Here is a 17,483-nt window from a genome sequence, read left to right on the forward strand (position 1 = left end):
TGTGAAATTTTGCACGTGAAAAAGGTGAAAAAAATAAAAACCCTGGGGTTAACCCAAGGTTTCCTTAGAAGGACAAATATGAATTAAAGCAATGAATTTGTTTGATCGGGTTAGTGGCTCTGCTCTATCTATGTTTAGGAAATCATATTCTGTTTATGTTTCAACTCGTGCTCAACTCTTGAGGAAATAACCTCGAAATTTCTCTTCTTCTTCCCAACATAAAGAGTCTGGTATAGTTCCTTATTCCTGATATCAATATATGGGTTGTTTTCGATGATCGGACCAATGTCTATAGCATCTAACTGAGATAACTCTAAACTTCCTAATTTCTCTAATATATTATTTTTATTGAAATAATCTCTTATTTCTACTGGGATGTCTATAAAGTCCTTACATTTAGTACCTATATGGGGAAATGCTCCAGTCAGAAGTCCCTCTTGTTTTAAGTAAGGCGAAACGATATCCAGTAAAATCTTATTCGTTGATTTGGCATACGTCTTGCTCATCCAATGGTCAACGATGATATCAATAGAGGACTTTGTCATCGGCAATCTATCTATATCACAACAGAAAAAGATAAAGTTACTATGCTCATATTGTAGCTCTAGATTTCTCTTCATATTAGCTAGTCTTTCCTTGTCATGACAAATGAGAATGTAGGTACAACTTTTAGGTAAATGATCAATATAATGCATTAAAAATCTACCTGTACAATTATCAAGTTCCATCATATATTTAGGGGCATATCCATGTGTTTGTATGTAATCGATTAATGTAGTGGTCCCATTATACAAAAAATTTATATAGTTAGGTGAAGCTGCCTCAAAAAACACTTCCTTTGTAGGCATGATCTTTTTTCTTACAATTTTCTCATCTATATAAATTCCATTTTCTATAATCGCAATGTAACCACATTCACATTGAATAATGGCTTCTAACATCATATTTTTTTCTACAGTACCTCCACTAATATCTAGTGTTTTTTCACAACAAGGACACTCCAAAAGACCTAAAGCGGCTAGCGGAAAACCCAAGGTTTTCTTTTGACTTATCCCATCCACTTTTAAGTTTTTAATTCTATCTTTTAACTGGAGATTGATCTCATTGAATTTTAGCTGTTCTTTCATGATTTGTTCTTGTTTTCTCTCCAATAAGGATAAGTAAAATTGTCTGTAGGCATCTGACTTATCGCCTTCCAATCGATTAAAACATAGTATTTCCTGAATTTCGGTTAGAGAAAAATCTAATTTCTTTAGTGCAAATATTTTTTCGATATCATGACTATCCTCTTCACTGAACTTATACTGACAACCTTGCTTTTCAGCAACAAGTAACCCCATATCAATATAGTGGCGAATGGTGTCCTGCGTAATATTATGCTTTTTAGAGAATTTACCAATTTTCATTGTGCATTACTCCTTCAGAGCTACCTAATGTTAAATTAATAATCTAACAAATTTTGTGAAAATTATCACAAATGTATCTGTACGGGTTCTTACTGCCATCGTACCTGAACTTCAAATACCGCGCAATCATTTGTTGAGGAAACATTTGACTCCATAGTACTCAAAAAAGCCCCGCTGTATCAAGGACTTCTGACACATCGGGACTAATATAGCATTACTTTATCAGATTTATTGTTTGTTTAGTTAAAATAACGCTGACGCTGCGCTTCGAACAACAATATGGAAGCAGCCATCGCTACATTGAGTGATTCTGCTTGACCACGCATCGGTATAATCAGCCCATCATCCATAAGCGCACGAACCTCATTACTCAGGCCCTTGGCCTCACTGCCAAGCAGTAACCATACCGGCCCTTTAAAATCGTAAGCGTAGCAATTCTGCGCCGCCTGCAGACTCGTGCCTGCCAGAGAAATACCATGTTCCTTGGCCTGTGGTAGAATTTCACTCAGGTTTCCGTGAATTACAGGCAAATGAAATAGCGAGCCCATTGTAGAACGAAGTACCTTAGGTCCATAAATATCGGCGCAACCTGCACCCACGATAACACCATCCGCCCCAACAGCGTCTGCACTGCGAATGATCGTCCCCACATTTCCTGGGTCCTGTATACCATCTAATACAACAACAAGGCTGTTCCCCTTCTGAAGTAAAGGCAACAAAGAGCCCCCTACCTTACGAAGGATCGCAAAGACAGGTTGCGGTGTCTTCGCATCACTGCATTTAGCAATCACGGCCCCAGACACGCCAATCCACTCCACATCCAAACTTGAGGATGCGACTCCATTTAATTCACTCGGAATTCCGGACTCGATCTCATAACAAATACATTCAATATCGGCGTTAGCTTTCAACGCTTCTTGTACTAAATGGATACCTTCAATCAAATACTTATTATGCTTATCCCTATATTTCTTCTCTAACAGCCCCGCCCATTCCTTAACACGGGCATTCTGCGGAGACAATATTTGCATCAGTCTGTTCATCCTTATATTTAAGATTCTGAGTAAGCCAACTCTAACTTAGTAAGATCATTCTTCTCACCGACGATGACTAGGACATCCTCAACGGTAAGCCGGTCACTTGCTGCAGGAGAGATGTTCATCTTTGTTCCTCGTTTGATCGCCATCACATTGCATCCGAAGAGCGCCCGAATATTAAGCTCCTTCAGATTTTTGCCAATCATACCTTTGGTAACGCGTAGTTCAACAATGCTGTATTCATCTGACAACTCGATATAGTCCAGAATGTTCGGAGAAGTGAGATGGTGAGCTACACGAAGTCCCATATCCCTTTCAGGAAAGATGACTTTATCGGCCCCTATCTTCTGAAGTACCTTCCCATGCAATTCATTTTGCGCTTTAACAATGATGATGGGTCCGCCAAGATCTTTCAAGATGAGCGTAGTCAGAATGCTGGCTTGTATATCTTCACCAATCGCCACGACCACAACGTCGAAATTTCGAACACCCAGTGCACGAAGTGCTTCTTCATCCGTGGAATCTGCCGATACAGCATGTGTAACAATATTGGATACAGCTTGCGTGCTATGTTCATCGGAATCGATAGCAAGAACGTCAAAACCCATTTCACTTAAAGCTTTAGCTACACTAAAGCCGAAGCGTCCCATCCCAATGACAGCAAACTGTTTTTTCGCTGACGCCATAACTTCACCTACCCAAGACAGAATTAATTTGCTTTAGTATATCACACCTATCCTAAAACTTGTATTTTCAGCCGTGTCATAGGGAAGATTAACAACCGGGCAAGTAACATTTCTAGGAGGGATTCCCGTGGCGATCACAATGGATTTGCGACAAGCTATCATGCACAAGATACATGGTAAAAGCGAAGGTGATCTTCGAAGCATGATTGAAGGTTCCATCGATGCTCAGGAAGCTGCGCTTCCGGGACTCGGCGTTATTTTTGAGATGATGTGGAAGAATATCGACCAGACCAAACAGAACGCTTTAATCTCCATGCTTCACAGCAAAATCGAAGCAACTGATCTGGGCCCACTGAAATAAGAAGATTGCCCTTTACAACAAACAACAAGCCTTCTCTTGGCTCGGTATGGGCCGGGAAAAGGCTTGTTGTTTGTTTATTTTCGAATTAGTAAGGACAACGACAACACTTATGGCGCAACCTCAAGAAATTTAGCATCTGGATTCTTATCCATGGCCGTACGCATCGCGTATTCATTCTCAAACAGCACGACATAATTGCCCTTCTTATCTTTCACAAGTGTGGAGTTAATCCGGAATTTAGAAGGATCGATCTTGTCTCCAACAATCCATCTGGCAAACTGATACGGCATCCGTTGCAACTGTACATCAACGCCATATTCGCCTTTCATTCGGTATTCGAAAACTTCAAATTGAAGTTGCCCAACCACACCCAGCATAGTATCTTCAAAGCCAACAGTAGTGAACACCTGAATCGTTCCCTCTTCTGTTAGCTGCTCGATCCCTTTTTGATATTGCTTATGCTTCAGTGCGTTCTTCGCCGTTACCTTGGCAAATATCTCAGGAGAGAACGTAGGAAGTTCATCGAATACAACTTCACTACCTTGGCTTAACGAATCTCCAATCCGGAAAATACCTGGATCAAACAACCCGATAATATCACCTGGGTAAGCCTCACTGACGATATCACGATCTTGAGCTAGAAATTGCTGTGGTTGTGACAACTTAATCTCTTTACCCATACGTACATGTTTCACTGACATTCCGCGTTCAAACTTACCTGAAACGATACGTAGAAACGCAATACGGTCACGGTGCGCAGGATTCATATTAGCTTGAATTTTAAATACATATCCCGTAAACTTCTCATTCGTCGGTTCTACAGTCCCGGTCGTGCTACGACGAGGTTCCGGTTTAGGAGCAAGCTTGAGGAAGTTATCTAGGAAAGTCTGTACACCAAAATTGTTAACCGCACTGCCGAAGAAGACAGGGGTCAGCTCTCCTCGTTTCACTTTCTCCAAATCGAATGGATCACCAGCTACATCGAGTAGCTCTAGATCCTGACAAAGCTGATCGTGCAAGTAATCTCCCGCCATTTTACGAATCTCAGGGTCCAGATAATCCTCGACCTTCTTCACTTGAATGTTGGAATGATCGTCGCCTTGGAATAATTCAACTTGATTATTCATTCGATCGTATACCCCGCACAACTCGCGTCCTGAACCAATAGGCCAGTTCATCGGCACTGAACGGATGCCAAGCACTTGTTCAATTTGTTCCATCAGTTCGAATGGACTGCGACCTTCACGGTCCAACTTGTTAATAAACGTAAAGATCGGAATTCCCCGTTGAGCGCAGACCTGAAATAGTTTGATGGTCTGAGCCTCGACCCCTTTAGCAACGTCGATCAACATCACAGCGCTATCCGCAGCCGTTAATGTACGATAAGTGTCCTCACTAAAGTCCTGGTGACCCGGTGTATCCAAAATATTAACGCGATGACCGTTATAATCAAACTGCATGACAGAGGAGGTAACGGAAATCCCCCGTTGCTTCTCAATCTCCATCCAGTCGCTTGTTGCATGTTTGCTGGCTTTACGAGCTTTAACTGAGCCCGCTAGACGGATTGCTCCACCAAATAGTAGCAGCTTCTCCGTTAATGTCGTTTTCCCGGCATCCGGGTGGGAAATAATCGCAAATGTTCTGCGTTTATCCACCTCATGTTGCAATTCTTGTTCCAATGCTTTGCTCATTCTCACTTTCCTTTCATTCCACAAAGTCACGTCTTACATTGTAACATATTTTGACTCTCCATACGCAAAAAAGCCGCTTTCAAGCGTTATGCTTGAAAGACGGCTTATATTCTGGATTCTAGCCTGTATTATGATGATAGTATCAGGACTTTGTCCAAACAACGTCGTCTTCCTCTTGTCCATTTACTGGCCACCAATGGAATCCATCCTTAGCGAGTAATTCATCAGCTTCCTTAGGTCCCCATGAACCAGCAGGATAAGAGCTAATATCGCTTGGAGTCTGTCCCCAAGCTGCTGCGATACGATCCACGAACGCCCAAGCTGTAGCCACTTCATCCCAGCGAGTGAAATAAGTGGAGTCACCATTCGCTGCATCATGGATAAGGCGCTCATACGCTTCAGGAGAATTAATACCCACTTGACAGCTTTGGCAGAATTCCATTGCTAAAGGCTGAATTTGGGATTCGGAACCTGGCTTCTTGGCATTAATCTTAATATAGATGCCTTCCATCGGATTCACACGAATAACCAACAGGTTTGGTTCTAGTGTATGCTTCTGACCCAAGTAAACGTTCGTTGGCATTTGTTTGAATTCAACAACAACTTCTGTCGTTTTGACAGGTAGTCGTTTACCAGTCCGAATATAGAATGGAACGCCAGCCCAGCGGAAATTATCAACGAGTACTTTAGCTGCAAAATAAGTTTCCGTATTGGAATCAGGAGCAACTTTATCTTCCTGGCGATACCCTGGTAGTGATTTGCCTTTGCTCTCGCCCTGTGTATATTGACCACGCACAACATTCTCCGCCACTTCAAGTGGGGATGAATAAGGTCGTAACGAGCGCAACACCTTCACCTTCTCGTCCCGAATATCTTCAGGGAACAAACGGCTAGGTGCTTCCATTGCTATCATCGTTAGCATTTGCAGCATATGGTTCTGCCCCATATCACGCAACGCTCCCGAATGATCGTAATACCCACCACGCTCCTCAACACCCACCGTTTCACTGAGTGTGATCTGGATATTAGCAATGTGTTTATTGTTCCACAGAGGCTCAAAGAAAGCATTCGCAAAACGAATAACCTCGATATTCTGCACCATTTCTTTGCCTAGATAGTGATCGATCCGATAAATCTCTTCTTCTTTGAATACTTGATTCAGTTCTTCATTTAGTTTCTGAGCCGACAACAGATCATAACCAAATGGCTTCTCAATAACAAGACGGTGCCAACCAGCACTGCTGAGCATGCCACCCTTCTGTAAGTTGAAGGACACACTACCGAACAATTCTGGAGCGAGTGCCAGATAGAACATTCGATTTCCCGGTATATCAAAGCGCGCTTCTACCGTTTCTGTTAATTCACGAAGTTCACGGTATCCGTCAATATTATTAATGTCTAGTGATTTATATGAAAAATGCTCTGCGAACTGAGTCCACTTTGCGGTGTCTTCCACCTTATAACGACAAAATTCCTTGATGGAACGATAGATGTCTTCGCGGAACTCCTCATGTGAACGCGGACGCCGCGCCACGCCGATAACCGCAAAATCTTCCGCAAGCTTTCCTTCAGTATACAAAGAGTATATTGCAGGATACAACTTACGACGTGCTAAATCTCCGGTTGCCCCGAAAATAAAAAATACCGCTCCTGGTGTCTGCAGTGATTCTAGATTTTGAATTTCAGCCATGGCTCCTCATTCTTTCTATATGTAATATAGTGTATATTTATTCATAACCCATCATTTTGATGACTTTACTTAGTCATCATAAGATGTCATGTAATTTTAGCATATCCTCTGCAAGGATGCCATCAAATAAATATCAAAAATTGATGTATTTAATGAAATTTCATCTAATCTTTACCTAATATTCATCTAATATTCAATCGTCAGTAATGGTGAGCCTATAGAAATCTCTTGACGACCCGTGTCTAAATTTCGGTGCAGAGCCACTTGCAATGAAATTTGGTGATCCCCACTATAAACAGAAATTGGTAATCCATCCACCTCATAAGATCGACTGATTGTGTTACCATCTTCATAGCTGTCTACCATTTTTAGCGGTTGTATTGTGTTCTCTACCTGCTGCTCTATATTCTTCAACTTCTCTCCAGGAGTTAACGATTGAACCCCGTCCATGTCTCCGGTCTGTTCATTTGTCATTCCTTGTAGAGCTGCATTCCATTTCACGTTTACTCCTTCATCCGCAAGCGAGCTCCCATAATTATACTGCAAGGTGCCCAGAGCATTCATACCTTCGAGGGTCTCAGTCTCCAGTCGTAATACTACATAGAGTCTTCCTTTCTCCCGAACAGTAACTGAAAGCTTGGATTGTACACCGTTCAAATCCCCCAGAGCATAATACTGAGTATGATCCTGAACTTTATCATAGACGAGCCCAGATAATCCTAGACGAGTTGAAAGTACATCTGCCGCTTCCTCCGGCGCAAGTAGTGTATTCCACTCCCCTTGCCATTTTATCGTAACCCGGACTTTATCTTGTATAACCACTTTTCCTATATTCATCAACTGGGCTAATTGCACACTAGCATCATCTACCGGATGATTCACTGCGGCATCTGTATGCCTTCCCTTCTCAAATCCGACCATTACAACTGCAACTAATATAATAATAAGTGCATAGCTTCCTAGTTTCTTCATAAGATCATTCTCCCACCCTCACCAAATCTATCAATCTATGAAATAGGATGTCCCATGAACTATGAAGTTATACTTAAACCGCGATAAATTAATAAAATATAACAAAAAAAGAGACATCGAAGTGAAGTCTCTTTGCTTCTTGAACTATACTATTCCAAATTATTCAGCTAAGCCATTCTTATAAGCATAAATAGCTGCTTGTGTACGGTCATCCACATCTAATTTGGCTAAAATATTAGTCACATGGAATTTAACTGTTTTGATTCCGATGATCAGATCATCTGCAATATCTTGGTTAGACTTTCCTTGAGCCAACAACCTTAGTACATCCATCTCACGTTCGGTTAGTTCCTCATAAGCTGGTGTTTCTGGTTTAGGCTGACGCAAGCGATTCATCATTTTGGAAGCGACTTGCGATTCCAATACGGACTGTCCTCGTGCAGCGGCTCGGATGGCTTCAGCAATTTCGGATGCACGGGAGGTTTTCAACAAGTAGCTAAATGCTCCTGCTTCGATAACCGGATACATCTTTTCATCATCCAGATAGCTGGTCAATACAATCACTTTACAATCAGGATACAGTGCTAGCAGTTGTCTTGTTGTTTCGATTCCATCCATACCTTCCATCACTAGGTCCATCAGAACAACATCGGGTCTATATTCTGTTGCGAGCCGAATGCCTTCTTCTCCACTACTTGCCTCACCAACAACCTCTATACCGTCCTCAGTGCCTAACACTGCTGCCAACCCTATCCTTACCATCTCATGATCATCCACGAGCAGTACTTTAATCTCCTTGTCCATCTCCATGACTAAGAATCTCCCCACTTTCCTCATTCATCAAAGGTATTGTGATCTCAATACGCGTCCCCTTGCCCAGAGCTGTAATGAATTGAATCGATCCACCAACCTCACGCACACGCTCTTGCATCGTCGACAACCCGTAAGATATCTGCTTCTTCTCATCCAATTCAAAGCCGATACCGTTATCCCTAAGCGCGACCTTCACAACATCTCCCTTCTGATGAATGCGAATTTCCATCTTATCCGCTTTAGCATGACGAAGGGTATTCGACATTGCTTCCTGAATGATACGGAACAGGTGGTTCTCAATTCCTTTGCCCAGTTTCAATTCCTCATCCATCTCAAGTATTAGCTCCATCGGTACTTTTGTTTTGAGCTCTTTTACGAGTTCCAATAACCCTTGTGATAATTCCTTACCCTCGAGGTATACCGGACGTAGATGAAGCAGAAGCGCTCTCATTTCAGATTGAGCAACAGAAGCCATCTCTTCGATCAATTCAACTTGGAGCTTAGCTCTATCGAAGTCCTTATCTAGCGTTCTTCCCACCGCTGTGGCGGTCATGGATATTGCAAATAGCTGTTGCGATACCGCATCATGAAGCTCACGGGCGAGTCGCTGTCTTTCCTCTACAATCGCTGAAACCCTAGCTTGCTCAGCCAACTGAGCATTATGTGTAGAAAGCCGCTGAAGTGAAGTGACCTGCTCTTCCCAGCGCTTACCTATTCTCTCTAGTTGCTCACCTAGCCGCCCCATCTCATCTTCACCAAGCTTTGGGACTACCCCAGTTTGATTTCCCTTCTCCCATTGTAAGAGAGAATCCCTCAGCAAATCAATTTTTCGTTTTGGACGATAACCTTGTAAGAAACCATAGATAGCACCAATACTAATCAATAGTGACAATAATGAAAGACCGGCTTTTATCCCCGTTTTCCATGAACCTGACGGGTTAAAATAATCATATGTATATAGAACGTAAAGAACTGCAATCAATATAATAAATGACAGGAGAATCCCTTCCCGCATGCTTCGAGATAACATATTTACAGACTTCCTCTTCTTCATGCAGGGCTCTCCTCCAATCTCAAGTTAATCGTATATCTACATCTCCGACAAGGTAGGAAATGATAATTTTCACTTTAAATTCACTAGTATGGTAGTTTGGAGATTTCCAATATAAGCGATTCAACATCCCAGTCTCCTTTTCCTGATCAAAATCAATTTGACCAAACAATACGAAGGCCTCGATGTCTACCCCATAATTTTCAGGAACAATCAAATTAATATCACCCACGATACCATGGAACATCAGAATATTAGACTCACTTTCCTCAATCGCGAGGGACAAGTCAATATCAAGTTCCCCTATCACATGCCACATACTTGTATTACGTAGAGTCCAAGGATCCCGATCCCAATGGATGTTAGAAGTGATGTTCTGTTTCTGTACATGGTTTCCTTCCGGTTGCGTCTTTCTAATCTTGGCGTAATAGAATCCTAGCGAAATCATCAGTATCGCAACCATCAGCATAAAGTGATCCAGCAGGATCATAACTCCGCCCACTGCAAGTAAGATATAACCAGTCTTTACCTCTTCACCTTGACGAACTTTGTACACACCATAACCTATAATAATGAGGGCGACGATAGTGAAAAATCCTAGCCATTTGCCGAAAATCATCATAACGCCAATTCCGATCAGACCGATAGCCAAGAATCTTTTCCGCGTATCCATGTCGCACCTCCCTGTCGGTTCATAAGATCGGAAAAGCCATAACGGTAGTTTCTTACCGCATGGCTTCACCATTTTATAGCATACCACATTGTTTATTCGACGTGAACACGTTATTCTTTGCTTGCCTCACGCTTTGTAGAAGAGTTCAATTTGGACTTAAGCGCCTCGAGTTGTGCGTCAACTTTCAACTGTTTCTCCGCATCGGCTGGGCTGGAGTAAACTCCCGTAGAGGTTCCACGGTATGTAATACCTGAAACTTCTGCCTCTGCTTCCAACTGCATAATCTTCTCTTCCATACGATGGAATCCTAGTGAAGCATTACCACTCTCGATCGTATGCAGGCTGCTAACTTGTGACATTTGTTTTCTAGCCTTCGCCATTTGCGCACGGTTAACCAAATCATTGCGTTTGTTGCGAAGCTTGTAGAATTCATCCTTCATTTCGTGCAATTGTTGTTTCAATTCAGAAGCTTGAGCTTCAGATTGAACATGCAAGTCAACATATTCAGCTTGCTTTTGATCGTAATGAATTTTTTCTTCCAGTAACTTACGTGCCAATTCCTCTTGACCATTATTTAGAGCAACCTCAGCTTGACTCTCACGCTGCATAGAGATGCGTACCGCCTCATCTAAGCGTTGTTTCATTCTACGTTCATTAGCCATTTGTTTAGCTACTGTTACTTCGGCATCCCGAATCTCGGCCTCCATATCACGTAGGTACTGATTGAGCATAACAATTGGTTCCTCCACCTTATCGAGCAAATCATTTACCGACGCTTTAGTGATATCTTTAATTCGTTTGAATACTCCCATTTTTTACACTTCTCCCTTCTCATAGTTAGAAAGCTTTTTACGAAGCTCTTCCAATTCTTTTTTCATGGCTTTTTTCTCAATATCTTTCATCATGGAATCCAGGTTTGATGCATCTGCTGCTTCAAATCCGTTGTTCCCCATCGGTCTACCACCGTATTGGGTCTGGCCTTCAAATGGGTGTCCACCGACCGGAGGTCGTTGTCTGTACCGTGGGTCCCCATGATTCCCTGGCCCGTAGGCGTTATTGTTGTAACCTCCATTATTCCATCCACCGTTAAAATAAGGATCATGTGGACTGAAAGGCTCCTTCGGAATCACAAGGGCAGCGATAAAGTAGATGAATATAGTCGTTCCACCCGTGAAAGGAATACTAATTAGCGCTAACAGCCGCAGTGCAAAGGAACTAATGCCTAGGTTTTCTGCAAGCCCACCAATCAGACCGCTTATCCATCTGTTCCGTCTGGAACGGTATATGCTTCTCATTTTCCTTGCCCCTCCCCATTGTTGTTCAGCTTTTGCTTCAAGCGGGAGAGTTCTTGCTCCAATGTGGATTGAATTGCGGATCCCGCTTGGTTAACGAAATCCTCACCGACCTTCCGTAAATCACGGAGGCTACGGGCTTCCCATTCCATATCGGACACTCGATCTTCCAAACGATTGAACATTTTCGGCACATCTTGCGTACCGTAACCGCTCATCCGTTGGTTCATACGTTGTTGCAAACGAAGTGTCTCCATTCTTGCGTAATAATACTGTCGCTTGCTATACACCACTTGATATTCTGTCTTTAATTCATGTAATTGATTTTCAAGTTCCTGAAGTGACTCCAAGCTCTGGGTATATAGCCCAGAATACTGCTCGATCTTCTCTTCATATAGAATCTTTTCTTGTAGTGCCATCTTGGCAAGATGTTCCTCACCAGCTTTAAGTGCAAGCAGTGCTTGCTCTTCTCGCTTATCCTTCATTACCTTAGCTTGATCCACCTGTTGCTTTAACTGTTTGGTGTGTCCTGCATAATGATGATGGAGTTTCTCTGCCTCGGCGATTTCCTGGCGAGTCTCAATCAGAAACTGATCGATTAATCGAACCGGATCCTGTGACTGCTCTAACCGTTCATTTAAATTCGCTACTGTAATATCCCGTACTCGACGAAATACACTCATGACATATCATCCCTCCTAACCTCTCGGTCATTCATTCAAGTTAATATCTCCAACTATATGCAATTAGTAACCCCGACGTCCTTTAAGGGACGAGATACCATATACGATCAATCCGATACCAAGCACCGGTACGATTAGCCAGGCTAGCTTTGAGATCAGAGAAATGATCCCGAAGATAAGGACGATCCATCCAAAAAATGCGTTCCCCCGGCGAATTCCGTAATATCCTAAAGCGATCACCAGTATGGTAAACAGGAGTCCGAAGAGACTTCCCAGTAACGGGGTTAGCTTACCTAACAGTACCAATACTCCAAGTGCAATAAGTACAACTGCGAATCCATTGGGCCGATTTGTTTTCATTGATTTATCACCGCCTTTCCTTTGCATCAACCTTATGTCTTTATTCTAGGTGTAAACGCATCTTTTCAAAACGGACCGCAGGCGGTTTTTTATACTAGACCTTAGTCGAGGTGCTCGTCAGTCCTAAGGTAGCCAGTTTTATCTCGCGTCCTTAATATTAGCTCTTAGTTTAACCTTTACTTTTCTAAAAGCTAATACTATAATGATGAATGCACTTTTAAACAACAGAAAATGAAGTTATTGGAGGAGCCTGCCATGTTGCGGGCTCTTTTTGTCTTTTTTCAGGTATATCCGGAATAATTCAACCCCAGCATGGCAATCTAATACTTAACTCCATGCTTTGCACATCTAAGGAGGATTACCATGGAACAACAAGCAATACTTGCAATCGGCATTTTCTTACTCACCTACGGACTCATTATTTCTGAGAAGATTCATCGGACATTACTTGCCATGATTGGTGGTATTTTAATGGTCGTATTCGGAATCATGGATCAAGAAACAGCAATTCATCATATCGATTTCAATACCTTAGGACTCTTAGTTGGAATGATGATCATTGTAAATACTACCGCAGAGACTGGTTTATTCAGTTACATAGGAATGTGGACAGCAAAAAAAGCCAAAGGTAACCCTGTAAGGATCTTGTGGCTGCTAGCCTTGATTACGGCATTAGGTTCAGCTCTCTTGGACAATGTAACTACTATTATATTGATAGTCCCTGTAGCCTTTAGCATAACTCGTCAGTTAAAGGTTCCAACATTTCCGTACATTTTCTCATTAGTTGTTGCATCTAATATCGGCGGTACTGCAACCTTAATCGGAGATCCACCAAACATTATGATCGGTAGCGCAGTCCCAGAATTAACATTTGTCGCCTTTTTGCAAAACTTAACACCTATTGTCTTTATCATTTTAGGAGTAATTCTCCCCCTATTAGTAGTAGTTTTTAGAAAAGGGCTAAGAACAACTGACGAAAACCGTCAAACCATCATGGACATCCCATTAAATGGATTGATTACGGATAAGAAGCTTCTAATAAAATGTCTGGTTATACTTGGAGTAACGTTGATCGGTTTCTTCCTTCATCAGACCTTGCATCTGGAATCCGCTACAGTCGCATTAGCAGGGGCATTCATACTCTTATTGTTTACCGGCGAGCATGTTATGGAACGAGCCTTCCGTTCTGTGGAATGGCCAACGATCTTTTTCTTTGTAGGATTATTTGTATTAGTTGGTGGTTTGGTAGAAACGGGACTCATCAAACAGTTAGCAGAACATGCCATTGAATTAACAGGCGGGGATACACTACTGTCCTCAATGCTTATCTTGTGGCTTAGTGCTCTAGCCTCCAGTTTCCTTGATAATATTCCATTTGTCGCCACTATGATTCCGATGATTCAGGATATGGGGAGCATGGGGATATCTAATCTTGAACCCCTCTGGTGGAGCTTGGCGCTGGGTGCCTGCCTGGGAGGAAACGGTTCCCTAATTGGAGCTAGTGCTAATCTGATTGCAGCCGGGATGTCTGCGAAAGAAGGTGAACCCATCACGTTTATGCGTTTTATCAAATTTGGATTTCCGTTAATGCTCTTGTCCATTGTGATCTCAAGTATTTATATACTTCTTCGTTATTTTTAAATGCACTTATAGCTTAATTGCCAATTATTTAATAATAAAATCATCTTTTTTTTTGAGATACCCTATTTACTGTGATATCCTTAAAGTATGAAATTATTGCTGAAGGGAGAGATCAGACTATGATGAAACTAAAAAAAGGAACAACAGGCCTATTGCTTTTTGTCACCTTTTTGGCCTTATTCATGGTCTTATCTCTACCTGGAATTTCTTTCACCTCAGCAATATCTGAGACTGCAGAGACTGAAACGTTAGAAAGTGATCTTTCCAACCGGAGTCCCAGAGTAATCATGCGCCTCATATCACCACATCTCAAATATTTAATTATTGACAGATCCCCATTTCCACTTGTAACGATACCCATTTCGGCAATCTTTTTACTTTCTGCACCGTGGGTACATTTCCGACCGTCCTATTCTTTATTTATGAAACGGCTTCTTCTCTTACCCATAAAATTTACCAGCAAGTTTGTGGCGTATCAGCCTAATTGATCTATTCATTCTTACCCAACATCCAAAAAAATGTTCTCTAATATCTTAACTGGAGGCTTGAAACTAATGAATCTCAAAGAAACTGATTTACCGGGGATTGGCAAAAAAATTGTAGCTAAAACTCGTAGTGGTGAAAAAATTGCTATTATTATCCATGATGACGGCAGACGGGAATTGTACCACTATGAAAATGATAACCCGGACGATAGCATCTCGATGGTAACACTTGATGACGATGAAGCTAGATATGTATCTGCTATTATTGGCGGTGTTACTTATAAACCAACTGCACTAGAAAACATCGAGGTTGCTCTAGGTGGTCTGGTCATTGAATGGTATAAACTTGAATCAAATTATAAATCCATTGGCAAAACAATTGGTGAACTCCGTGTTCGTCAGCGTTCTGGTGCCACAATTATTGCTGTCGTTGAAAAAAATCATGCTAAACACATTAATCCTGGAGCAGATTTACTCTTGACTGCCGATGCGCTGGTCGTTGTCTTAGGAGAACGCCTTCACCAACAACAAATTAAGCAAATCTTACAAAATGGAACTGCTTAATTTGGATCATGTCATCTTTGAGATTGGTCTGGCGATCGCTCTAATTGCGCTCGCCGGGTTAATTTCCGCAACACTTCGGGATTCCTCAACCGCGCATTAAATATTCGTTCCAATGAATTGTTTATCCTCAATTCTATTCCTAATTGCCGGATTCTCTGAATCGATTCACGTAGCTGAAGCGATCGGCGCTCTACTCATCGGTTTTATTGGGCTTCTTCTCCTTCAGTTTCGGACTCACAATCGATCCTACAAAATTAGGTGGAACACTATTTAATCAATTAAAAATATGAAATACTTCCCCTGGCCGGGTTGATCACGGTTTGGAAAGGAGGAGTGAGCATGAGAAACAAACTCACGGCATTCTCCCCTGTTGATCGTCGCCGTTTACATTGGCGAATCAATCCCATACTCATCAACATCTTAGGAGTTATTGTCGGAGCTTTGCTTGCTTCCGTAGGTTTAGAACTATTTCTAATGCCACATGGTATTGTCGTTGGAGGTATGACGGGGTTATCTGCTATTATGGCGTTCTACACGGAGATGAGATTAGGACTGTTCCTATTCTTACTCAATCTACCGCTTGTTCTGTTGCAGAGGAAAAACATTAGCGCTTCATTCAGCTTGTTGACCGTATTGGGACTACTTGTATTCTCTATATCGGCTATCCTGTTACACCCATATCCGGCGCTTACAGCAAGTCCCATTCCAGCAGCTATTGGTGGTGGATTGTCTCTAGGATTTGGCATAGGACTCGCCGTACGCTTCGGAGGCTCATTGGATACGGCCCAGAACACAGCGGAATGGATTAATTTTAAATTGCCCTTATCTGCTGACTGGCTGGTCCTGATCTTGAATTGTAGCATACTCTCTTTGGCAGGATTTCACTTCGGTTTTGAGCAAGCCTTATACTCTGTTATCGCTTATATTCTGGCCTTCGAAACAGTGAAAATATCGCTAAGCAACTTTAGGTACAGTCGTACCTTTACGATTACTAGTCTCTATTGTTACGAAATCCAGGAAGCGCTGTTGATTCGTCTAAATCGGCAATCACAATTACTTGAGCCACCTCATAATGGCAAAAGCGGAACACTACTATGTAAGAGTGATCTGTGGGAGGCCACACGCTTAAAGGCCCTCGTCAAGGATTATGATCGTGATAGTACGATTACACTTAAAGAATAAATCGTTTGTAATACTATAAGAACGAGTAGCCAGTTTGAACGGCTGCTCGTTCTTTTTATATATTGTTTCTGCACAGTGATTACTCCATACAGAAAGATCCCATCGGGCTGGCCTTACGCCCCTTTTCGTACTTTATCCACATATTAAAAACCCCAACATTCATTTGAATGTTGGGGTTGCAGTTTAAAGGTTTGGTACCGGCGAGAGGACTCGAACCTCCACGGTTTCCCTCTCGATTTTGAGTCGAGCGCGTCTGCCATTCCGCCACGCCGGCATAATTCAATTTTTTTTATTTCCTCTTACTTCATAAATTTCATCTCATATAAGAGATAAAAATGGTGCGGAAGACCAGACTTGAACTGGTACGATAGTCACCTACCGCAGGATTTTAAGTCCTGTGCGTCTGCCGATTCCGCCACTCCCGCGTAAAAATTATGGAGGCGCCACCCAGATTTGAACTGGGGATAGAGCTTTTGCAGAGCTGTGCCTTACCACTTGGCTATGGCGCCGAATTATAAAAACTAATGGAGCGGACGACGGGAATCGAACCCGCGACCCTCGCCTTGGCAAGGCGATGCTCTACCGCTGAGCCACGTCCGCATATAAATGGCTGGGGATATAGGATTCGAACCTATGGGTGACGGAGTCAAAGTCCGTTGCCTTACCGCTTGGCTAATCCCCAACACTTTTTTAGATGAAATAAAGGGCGACCGATGGGTCTCGAACCCACGAATGCCGGAACCACAATCCGGTGCGTTAACCACTTCGCCACGATCGCCACACAAGAAAAAAAATAACCTTAAGATCTTTCCAAAAGGCACTCACCAATGAATATTTGAAATTAAATGGGGCGACCGAAGGGTCTCGAACCCTCGAATGCCGGAACCACAATCCGG

At 42.4% G+C, this 17,483-nt stretch carries 18 protein-coding genes, 7 tRNA genes and 1 pseudogene (1 of these 26 only partly in view); 6 read left to right on the forward strand and 20 right to left on the reverse strand.

Annotated elements, in window-relative coordinates; translation table 11 throughout:
* Window positions 1–134: 134 nt before the first annotated feature.
* From NST85_RS24085 to NST85_RS24095, 3 genes are all read right to left on the reverse strand, one after another.
* Window positions 135–1,406, reverse strand: coding sequence for a MerR family transcriptional regulator (locus tag NST85_RS24085; RefSeq protein ID WP_341190628.1), 1,272 nt, complete (start codon window positions 1,404–1,406; stop codon window positions 135–137).
* A gap of 239 nt (window positions 1,407–1,645) precedes the next feature.
* Window positions 1,646–2,437: a TrmH family RNA methyltransferase gene (locus NST85_RS24090; protein WP_341190629.1), complete on the reverse strand. Its 792-nt coding sequence runs from the start codon at window positions 2,435–2,437 to the stop codon at window positions 1,646–1,648.
* A gap of 20 nt (window positions 2,438–2,457) precedes the next feature.
* Window positions 2,458–3,129: a potassium channel family protein gene (locus NST85_RS24095; RefSeq protein WP_127190350.1), complete on the reverse strand. Its 672-nt coding sequence runs from the start codon at window positions 3,127–3,129 to the stop codon at window positions 2,458–2,460.
* Between the two features lie 127 nt (window positions 3,130–3,256).
* Between NST85_RS24095 and sspI the strand changes: the two genes are divergently transcribed.
* Window positions 3,257–3,490, forward strand: coding sequence for a small acid-soluble spore protein SspI (gene sspI, locus NST85_RS24100; RefSeq protein WP_211350024.1), 234 nt, complete (start codon window positions 3,257–3,259; stop codon window positions 3,488–3,490).
* A 107-nt stretch (window positions 3,491–3,597) separates the two neighbouring features.
* Here the strand turns inward: sspI and NST85_RS24105 are convergent, their stop codons facing one another.
* The 10 genes from NST85_RS24105 to NST85_RS24150 all read right to left on the reverse strand — a co-directional run bounded on the left by NST85_RS24105 (window position 3,598) and on the right by NST85_RS24150 (window position 12,715).
* Window positions 3,598–5,181, reverse strand: coding sequence for a peptide chain release factor 3 (locus NST85_RS24105; RefSeq protein WP_127190352.1), 1,584 nt, complete (start codon window positions 5,179–5,181; stop codon window positions 3,598–3,600).
* 142 nt (window positions 5,182–5,323) lie between these two features.
* Window positions 5,324–6,871 carry a glucose-6-phosphate dehydrogenase gene (zwf, locus tag NST85_RS24110; protein ID WP_127190353.1) on the reverse strand — a complete coding sequence of 516 codons (1,548 nt, stop codon included), beginning with the start codon at window positions 6,869–6,871 and terminating at the stop codon, window positions 5,324–5,326.
* Between the two features lie 186 nt (window positions 6,872–7,057).
* Window positions 7,058–7,843, reverse strand: coding sequence for a YwmB family TATA-box binding protein (locus NST85_RS24115; RefSeq protein ID WP_341190630.1), 786 nt, complete (start codon window positions 7,841–7,843; stop codon window positions 7,058–7,060).
* 159 nt (window positions 7,844–8,002) lie between these two features.
* Window positions 8,003–8,647, reverse strand: a complete 645-nt coding sequence (locus tag NST85_RS24120; protein WP_127190407.1) for a response regulator — start codon at window positions 8,645–8,647, stop codon at window positions 8,003–8,005.
* A complete protein-coding gene (locus tag NST85_RS24125) occupies window positions 8,631–9,710 on the reverse strand; it encodes a sensor histidine kinase (protein WP_127190355.1) in 1,080 nt (359 codons plus the stop codon). The genes NST85_RS24120 and NST85_RS24125 overlap by 17 nt, the downstream gene beginning before the upstream one ends.
* Before the next feature lie 19 nt (window positions 9,711–9,729).
* Window positions 9,730–10,380 (reverse strand): cell wall-active antibiotics response protein LiaF, encoded by a 651-nt coding sequence (liaF, locus tag NST85_RS24130; protein WP_307402894.1) that lies wholly within the window; start codon window positions 10,378–10,380, stop codon window positions 9,730–9,732.
* A gap of 110 nt (window positions 10,381–10,490) precedes the next feature.
* Complete coding sequence (locus NST85_RS24135) at window positions 10,491–11,192, reverse strand: PspA/IM30 family protein (protein WP_341190631.1); 702 nt, start codon at window positions 11,190–11,192, stop codon at window positions 10,491–10,493.
* Between the two features lie 3 nt (window positions 11,193–11,195).
* Window positions 11,196–11,675, reverse strand: a complete 480-nt coding sequence (locus tag NST85_RS24140; RefSeq protein WP_127190358.1) for a PspC domain-containing protein — start codon at window positions 11,673–11,675, stop codon at window positions 11,196–11,198.
* Complete coding sequence (locus tag NST85_RS24145; protein WP_127190359.1) at window positions 11,672–12,355, reverse strand: PspA/IM30 family protein; 684 nt, start codon at window positions 12,353–12,355, stop codon at window positions 11,672–11,674. The genes NST85_RS24140 and NST85_RS24145 overlap by 4 nt, the downstream gene beginning before the upstream one ends.
* Window positions 12,356–12,418: 63 nt before the next feature.
* Entirely contained in the window at window positions 12,419–12,715 is a 297-nt protein-coding gene (locus tag NST85_RS24150) for a hypothetical protein (protein WP_127190360.1), read from the reverse strand.
* 363 nt (window positions 12,716–13,078) lie between these two features.
* On the opposite strand from NST85_RS24150, the gene NST85_RS24155 reads away from it, so the two are divergent.
* The 5 genes and pseudogenes from NST85_RS24155 (at window position 13,079) to NST85_RS24175 (ending at window position 16,587) form a co-directional block, all read left to right on the forward strand.
* Complete coding sequence (locus tag NST85_RS24155) at window positions 13,079–14,356, forward strand: ArsB/NhaD family transporter (RefSeq protein WP_341190632.1); 1,278 nt, start codon at window positions 13,079–13,081, stop codon at window positions 14,354–14,356.
* A 119-nt stretch (window positions 14,357–14,475) separates the two neighbouring features.
* The gene (locus tag NST85_RS24160; protein ID WP_341190633.1) at window positions 14,476–14,844 is read left to right on the forward strand and encodes a hypothetical protein; all 369 of its coding nucleotides are present in this window, start codon (window positions 14,476–14,478) and stop codon (window positions 14,842–14,844) included.
* A 66-nt stretch (window positions 14,845–14,910) separates the two neighbouring features.
* On the forward strand, window positions 14,911–15,405 hold the full coding sequence (locus NST85_RS24165; RefSeq protein ID WP_127190362.1) for a cation:proton antiporter regulatory subunit: 495 nt from the start codon (window positions 14,911–14,913) through the stop codon (window positions 15,403–15,405).
* A gap of 66 nt (window positions 15,406–15,471) precedes the next feature.
* A pseudogene (locus NST85_RS24170) lies at window positions 15,472–15,677 on the forward strand (cation/H(+) antiporter); the annotation flags it as partial.
* 67 nt (window positions 15,678–15,744) lie between these two features.
* Complete coding sequence (locus NST85_RS24175; RefSeq protein ID WP_127190363.1) at window positions 15,745–16,587, forward strand: YitT family protein; 843 nt, start codon at window positions 15,745–15,747, stop codon at window positions 16,585–16,587.
* Between the two features lie 192 nt (window positions 16,588–16,779).
* On the opposite strand, the gene NST85_RS24180 is transcribed toward NST85_RS24175, so the two are convergent.
* From NST85_RS24180 to NST85_RS24210, 7 genes are all read right to left on the reverse strand, one after another.
* Window positions 16,780–16,861 (reverse strand) — tRNA-Leu (locus NST85_RS24180).
* A 62-nt stretch (window positions 16,862–16,923) separates the two neighbouring features.
* Window positions 16,924–17,012 (reverse strand) — tRNA-Leu (locus tag NST85_RS24185).
* A 10-nt stretch (window positions 17,013–17,022) separates the two neighbouring features.
* A tRNA-Cys gene (locus NST85_RS24190) sits at window positions 17,023–17,096 on the reverse strand.
* 16 nt (window positions 17,097–17,112) lie between these two features.
* Window positions 17,113–17,187: transfer RNA gene (locus NST85_RS24195), tRNA-Gly, on the reverse strand.
* A 7-nt stretch (window positions 17,188–17,194) separates the two neighbouring features.
* Window positions 17,195–17,269 (reverse strand) — tRNA-Gln (locus NST85_RS24200).
* A 23-nt stretch (window positions 17,270–17,292) separates the two neighbouring features.
* Window positions 17,293–17,365: transfer RNA gene (locus NST85_RS24205), tRNA-His, on the reverse strand.
* A gap of 68 nt (window positions 17,366–17,433) precedes the next feature.
* A tRNA-His gene (locus NST85_RS24210) sits at window positions 17,434–17,483 on the reverse strand; it runs 26 nt beyond the window's last position.

The organism is Paenibacillus sp. FSL K6-2524 (assembly GCF_038005525.1).
Lineage (GTDB): Bacteria > Bacillota > Bacilli > Paenibacillales > Paenibacillaceae > Fontibacillus > Fontibacillus anaericanus.

Excerpts from the sequence above, each read along its gene's own strand:
- NST85_RS24160 (WP_341190633.1), top strand. The coding sequence starts at position 14,476 with ATGATGAAACTAAAAAAAGGAACAACAGGCCTATTGCTTTTTGTCACC.
- NST85_RS24150 (WP_127190360.1), bottom strand. The coding sequence starts at position 12,715 with ATGAAAACAAATCGGCCCAATGGATTCGCAGTTGTACTTATTGCACTT.
- NST85_RS24155 (WP_341190632.1), top strand. The coding sequence starts at position 13,079 with ATGGAACAACAAGCAATACTTGCAATCGGCATTTTCTTACTCACCTAC.
- liaF (WP_307402894.1), bottom strand. The coding sequence starts at position 10,380 with ATGGATACGCGGAAAAGATTCTTGGCTATCGGTCTGATCGGAATTGGC.
- NST85_RS24115 (WP_341190630.1), bottom strand. The coding sequence starts at position 7,843 with ATGAAGAAACTAGGAAGCTATGCACTTATTATTATATTAGTTGCAGTT.
- NST85_RS24145 (WP_127190359.1), bottom strand. The coding sequence starts at position 12,355 with ATGAGTGTATTTCGTCGAGTACGGGATATTACAGTAGCGAATTTAAAT.
- NST85_RS24105 (WP_127190352.1), bottom strand. The coding sequence starts at position 5,181 with ATGAGCAAAGCATTGGAACAAGAATTGCAACATGAGGTGGATAAACGC.
- NST85_RS24175 (WP_127190363.1), top strand. The coding sequence starts at position 15,745 with ATGAGAAACAAACTCACGGCATTCTCCCCTGTTGATCGTCGCCGTTTA.
- NST85_RS24085 (WP_341190628.1), bottom strand. The coding sequence starts at position 1,406 with ATGAAAATTGGTAAATTCTCTAAAAAGCATAATATTACGCAGGACACC.
- zwf (WP_127190353.1), bottom strand. The coding sequence starts at position 6,871 with ATGGCTGAAATTCAAAATCTAGAATCACTGCAGACACCAGGAGCGGTA.
- NST85_RS24090 (WP_341190629.1), bottom strand. The coding sequence starts at position 2,437 with ATGCAAATATTGTCTCCGCAGAATGCCCGTGTTAAGGAATGGGCGGGG.
- NST85_RS24140 (WP_127190358.1), bottom strand. The coding sequence starts at position 11,675 with ATGAGAAGCATATACCGTTCCAGACGGAACAGATGGATAAGCGGTCTG.
- NST85_RS24125 (WP_127190355.1), bottom strand. The coding sequence starts at position 9,710 with ATGAAGAAGAGGAAGTCTGTAAATATGTTATCTCGAAGCATGCGGGAA.
- NST85_RS24095 (WP_127190350.1), bottom strand. The coding sequence starts at position 3,129 with ATGGCGTCAGCGAAAAAACAGTTTGCTGTCATTGGGATGGGACGCTTC.
- NST85_RS24165 (WP_127190362.1), top strand. The coding sequence starts at position 14,911 with ATGAATCTCAAAGAAACTGATTTACCGGGGATTGGCAAAAAAATTGTA.
- NST85_RS24120 (WP_127190407.1), bottom strand. The coding sequence starts at position 8,647 with ATGGACAAGGAGATTAAAGTACTGCTCGTGGATGATCATGAGATGGTA.
- NST85_RS24135 (WP_341190631.1), bottom strand. The coding sequence starts at position 11,192 with ATGGGAGTATTCAAACGAATTAAAGATATCACTAAAGCGTCGGTAAAT.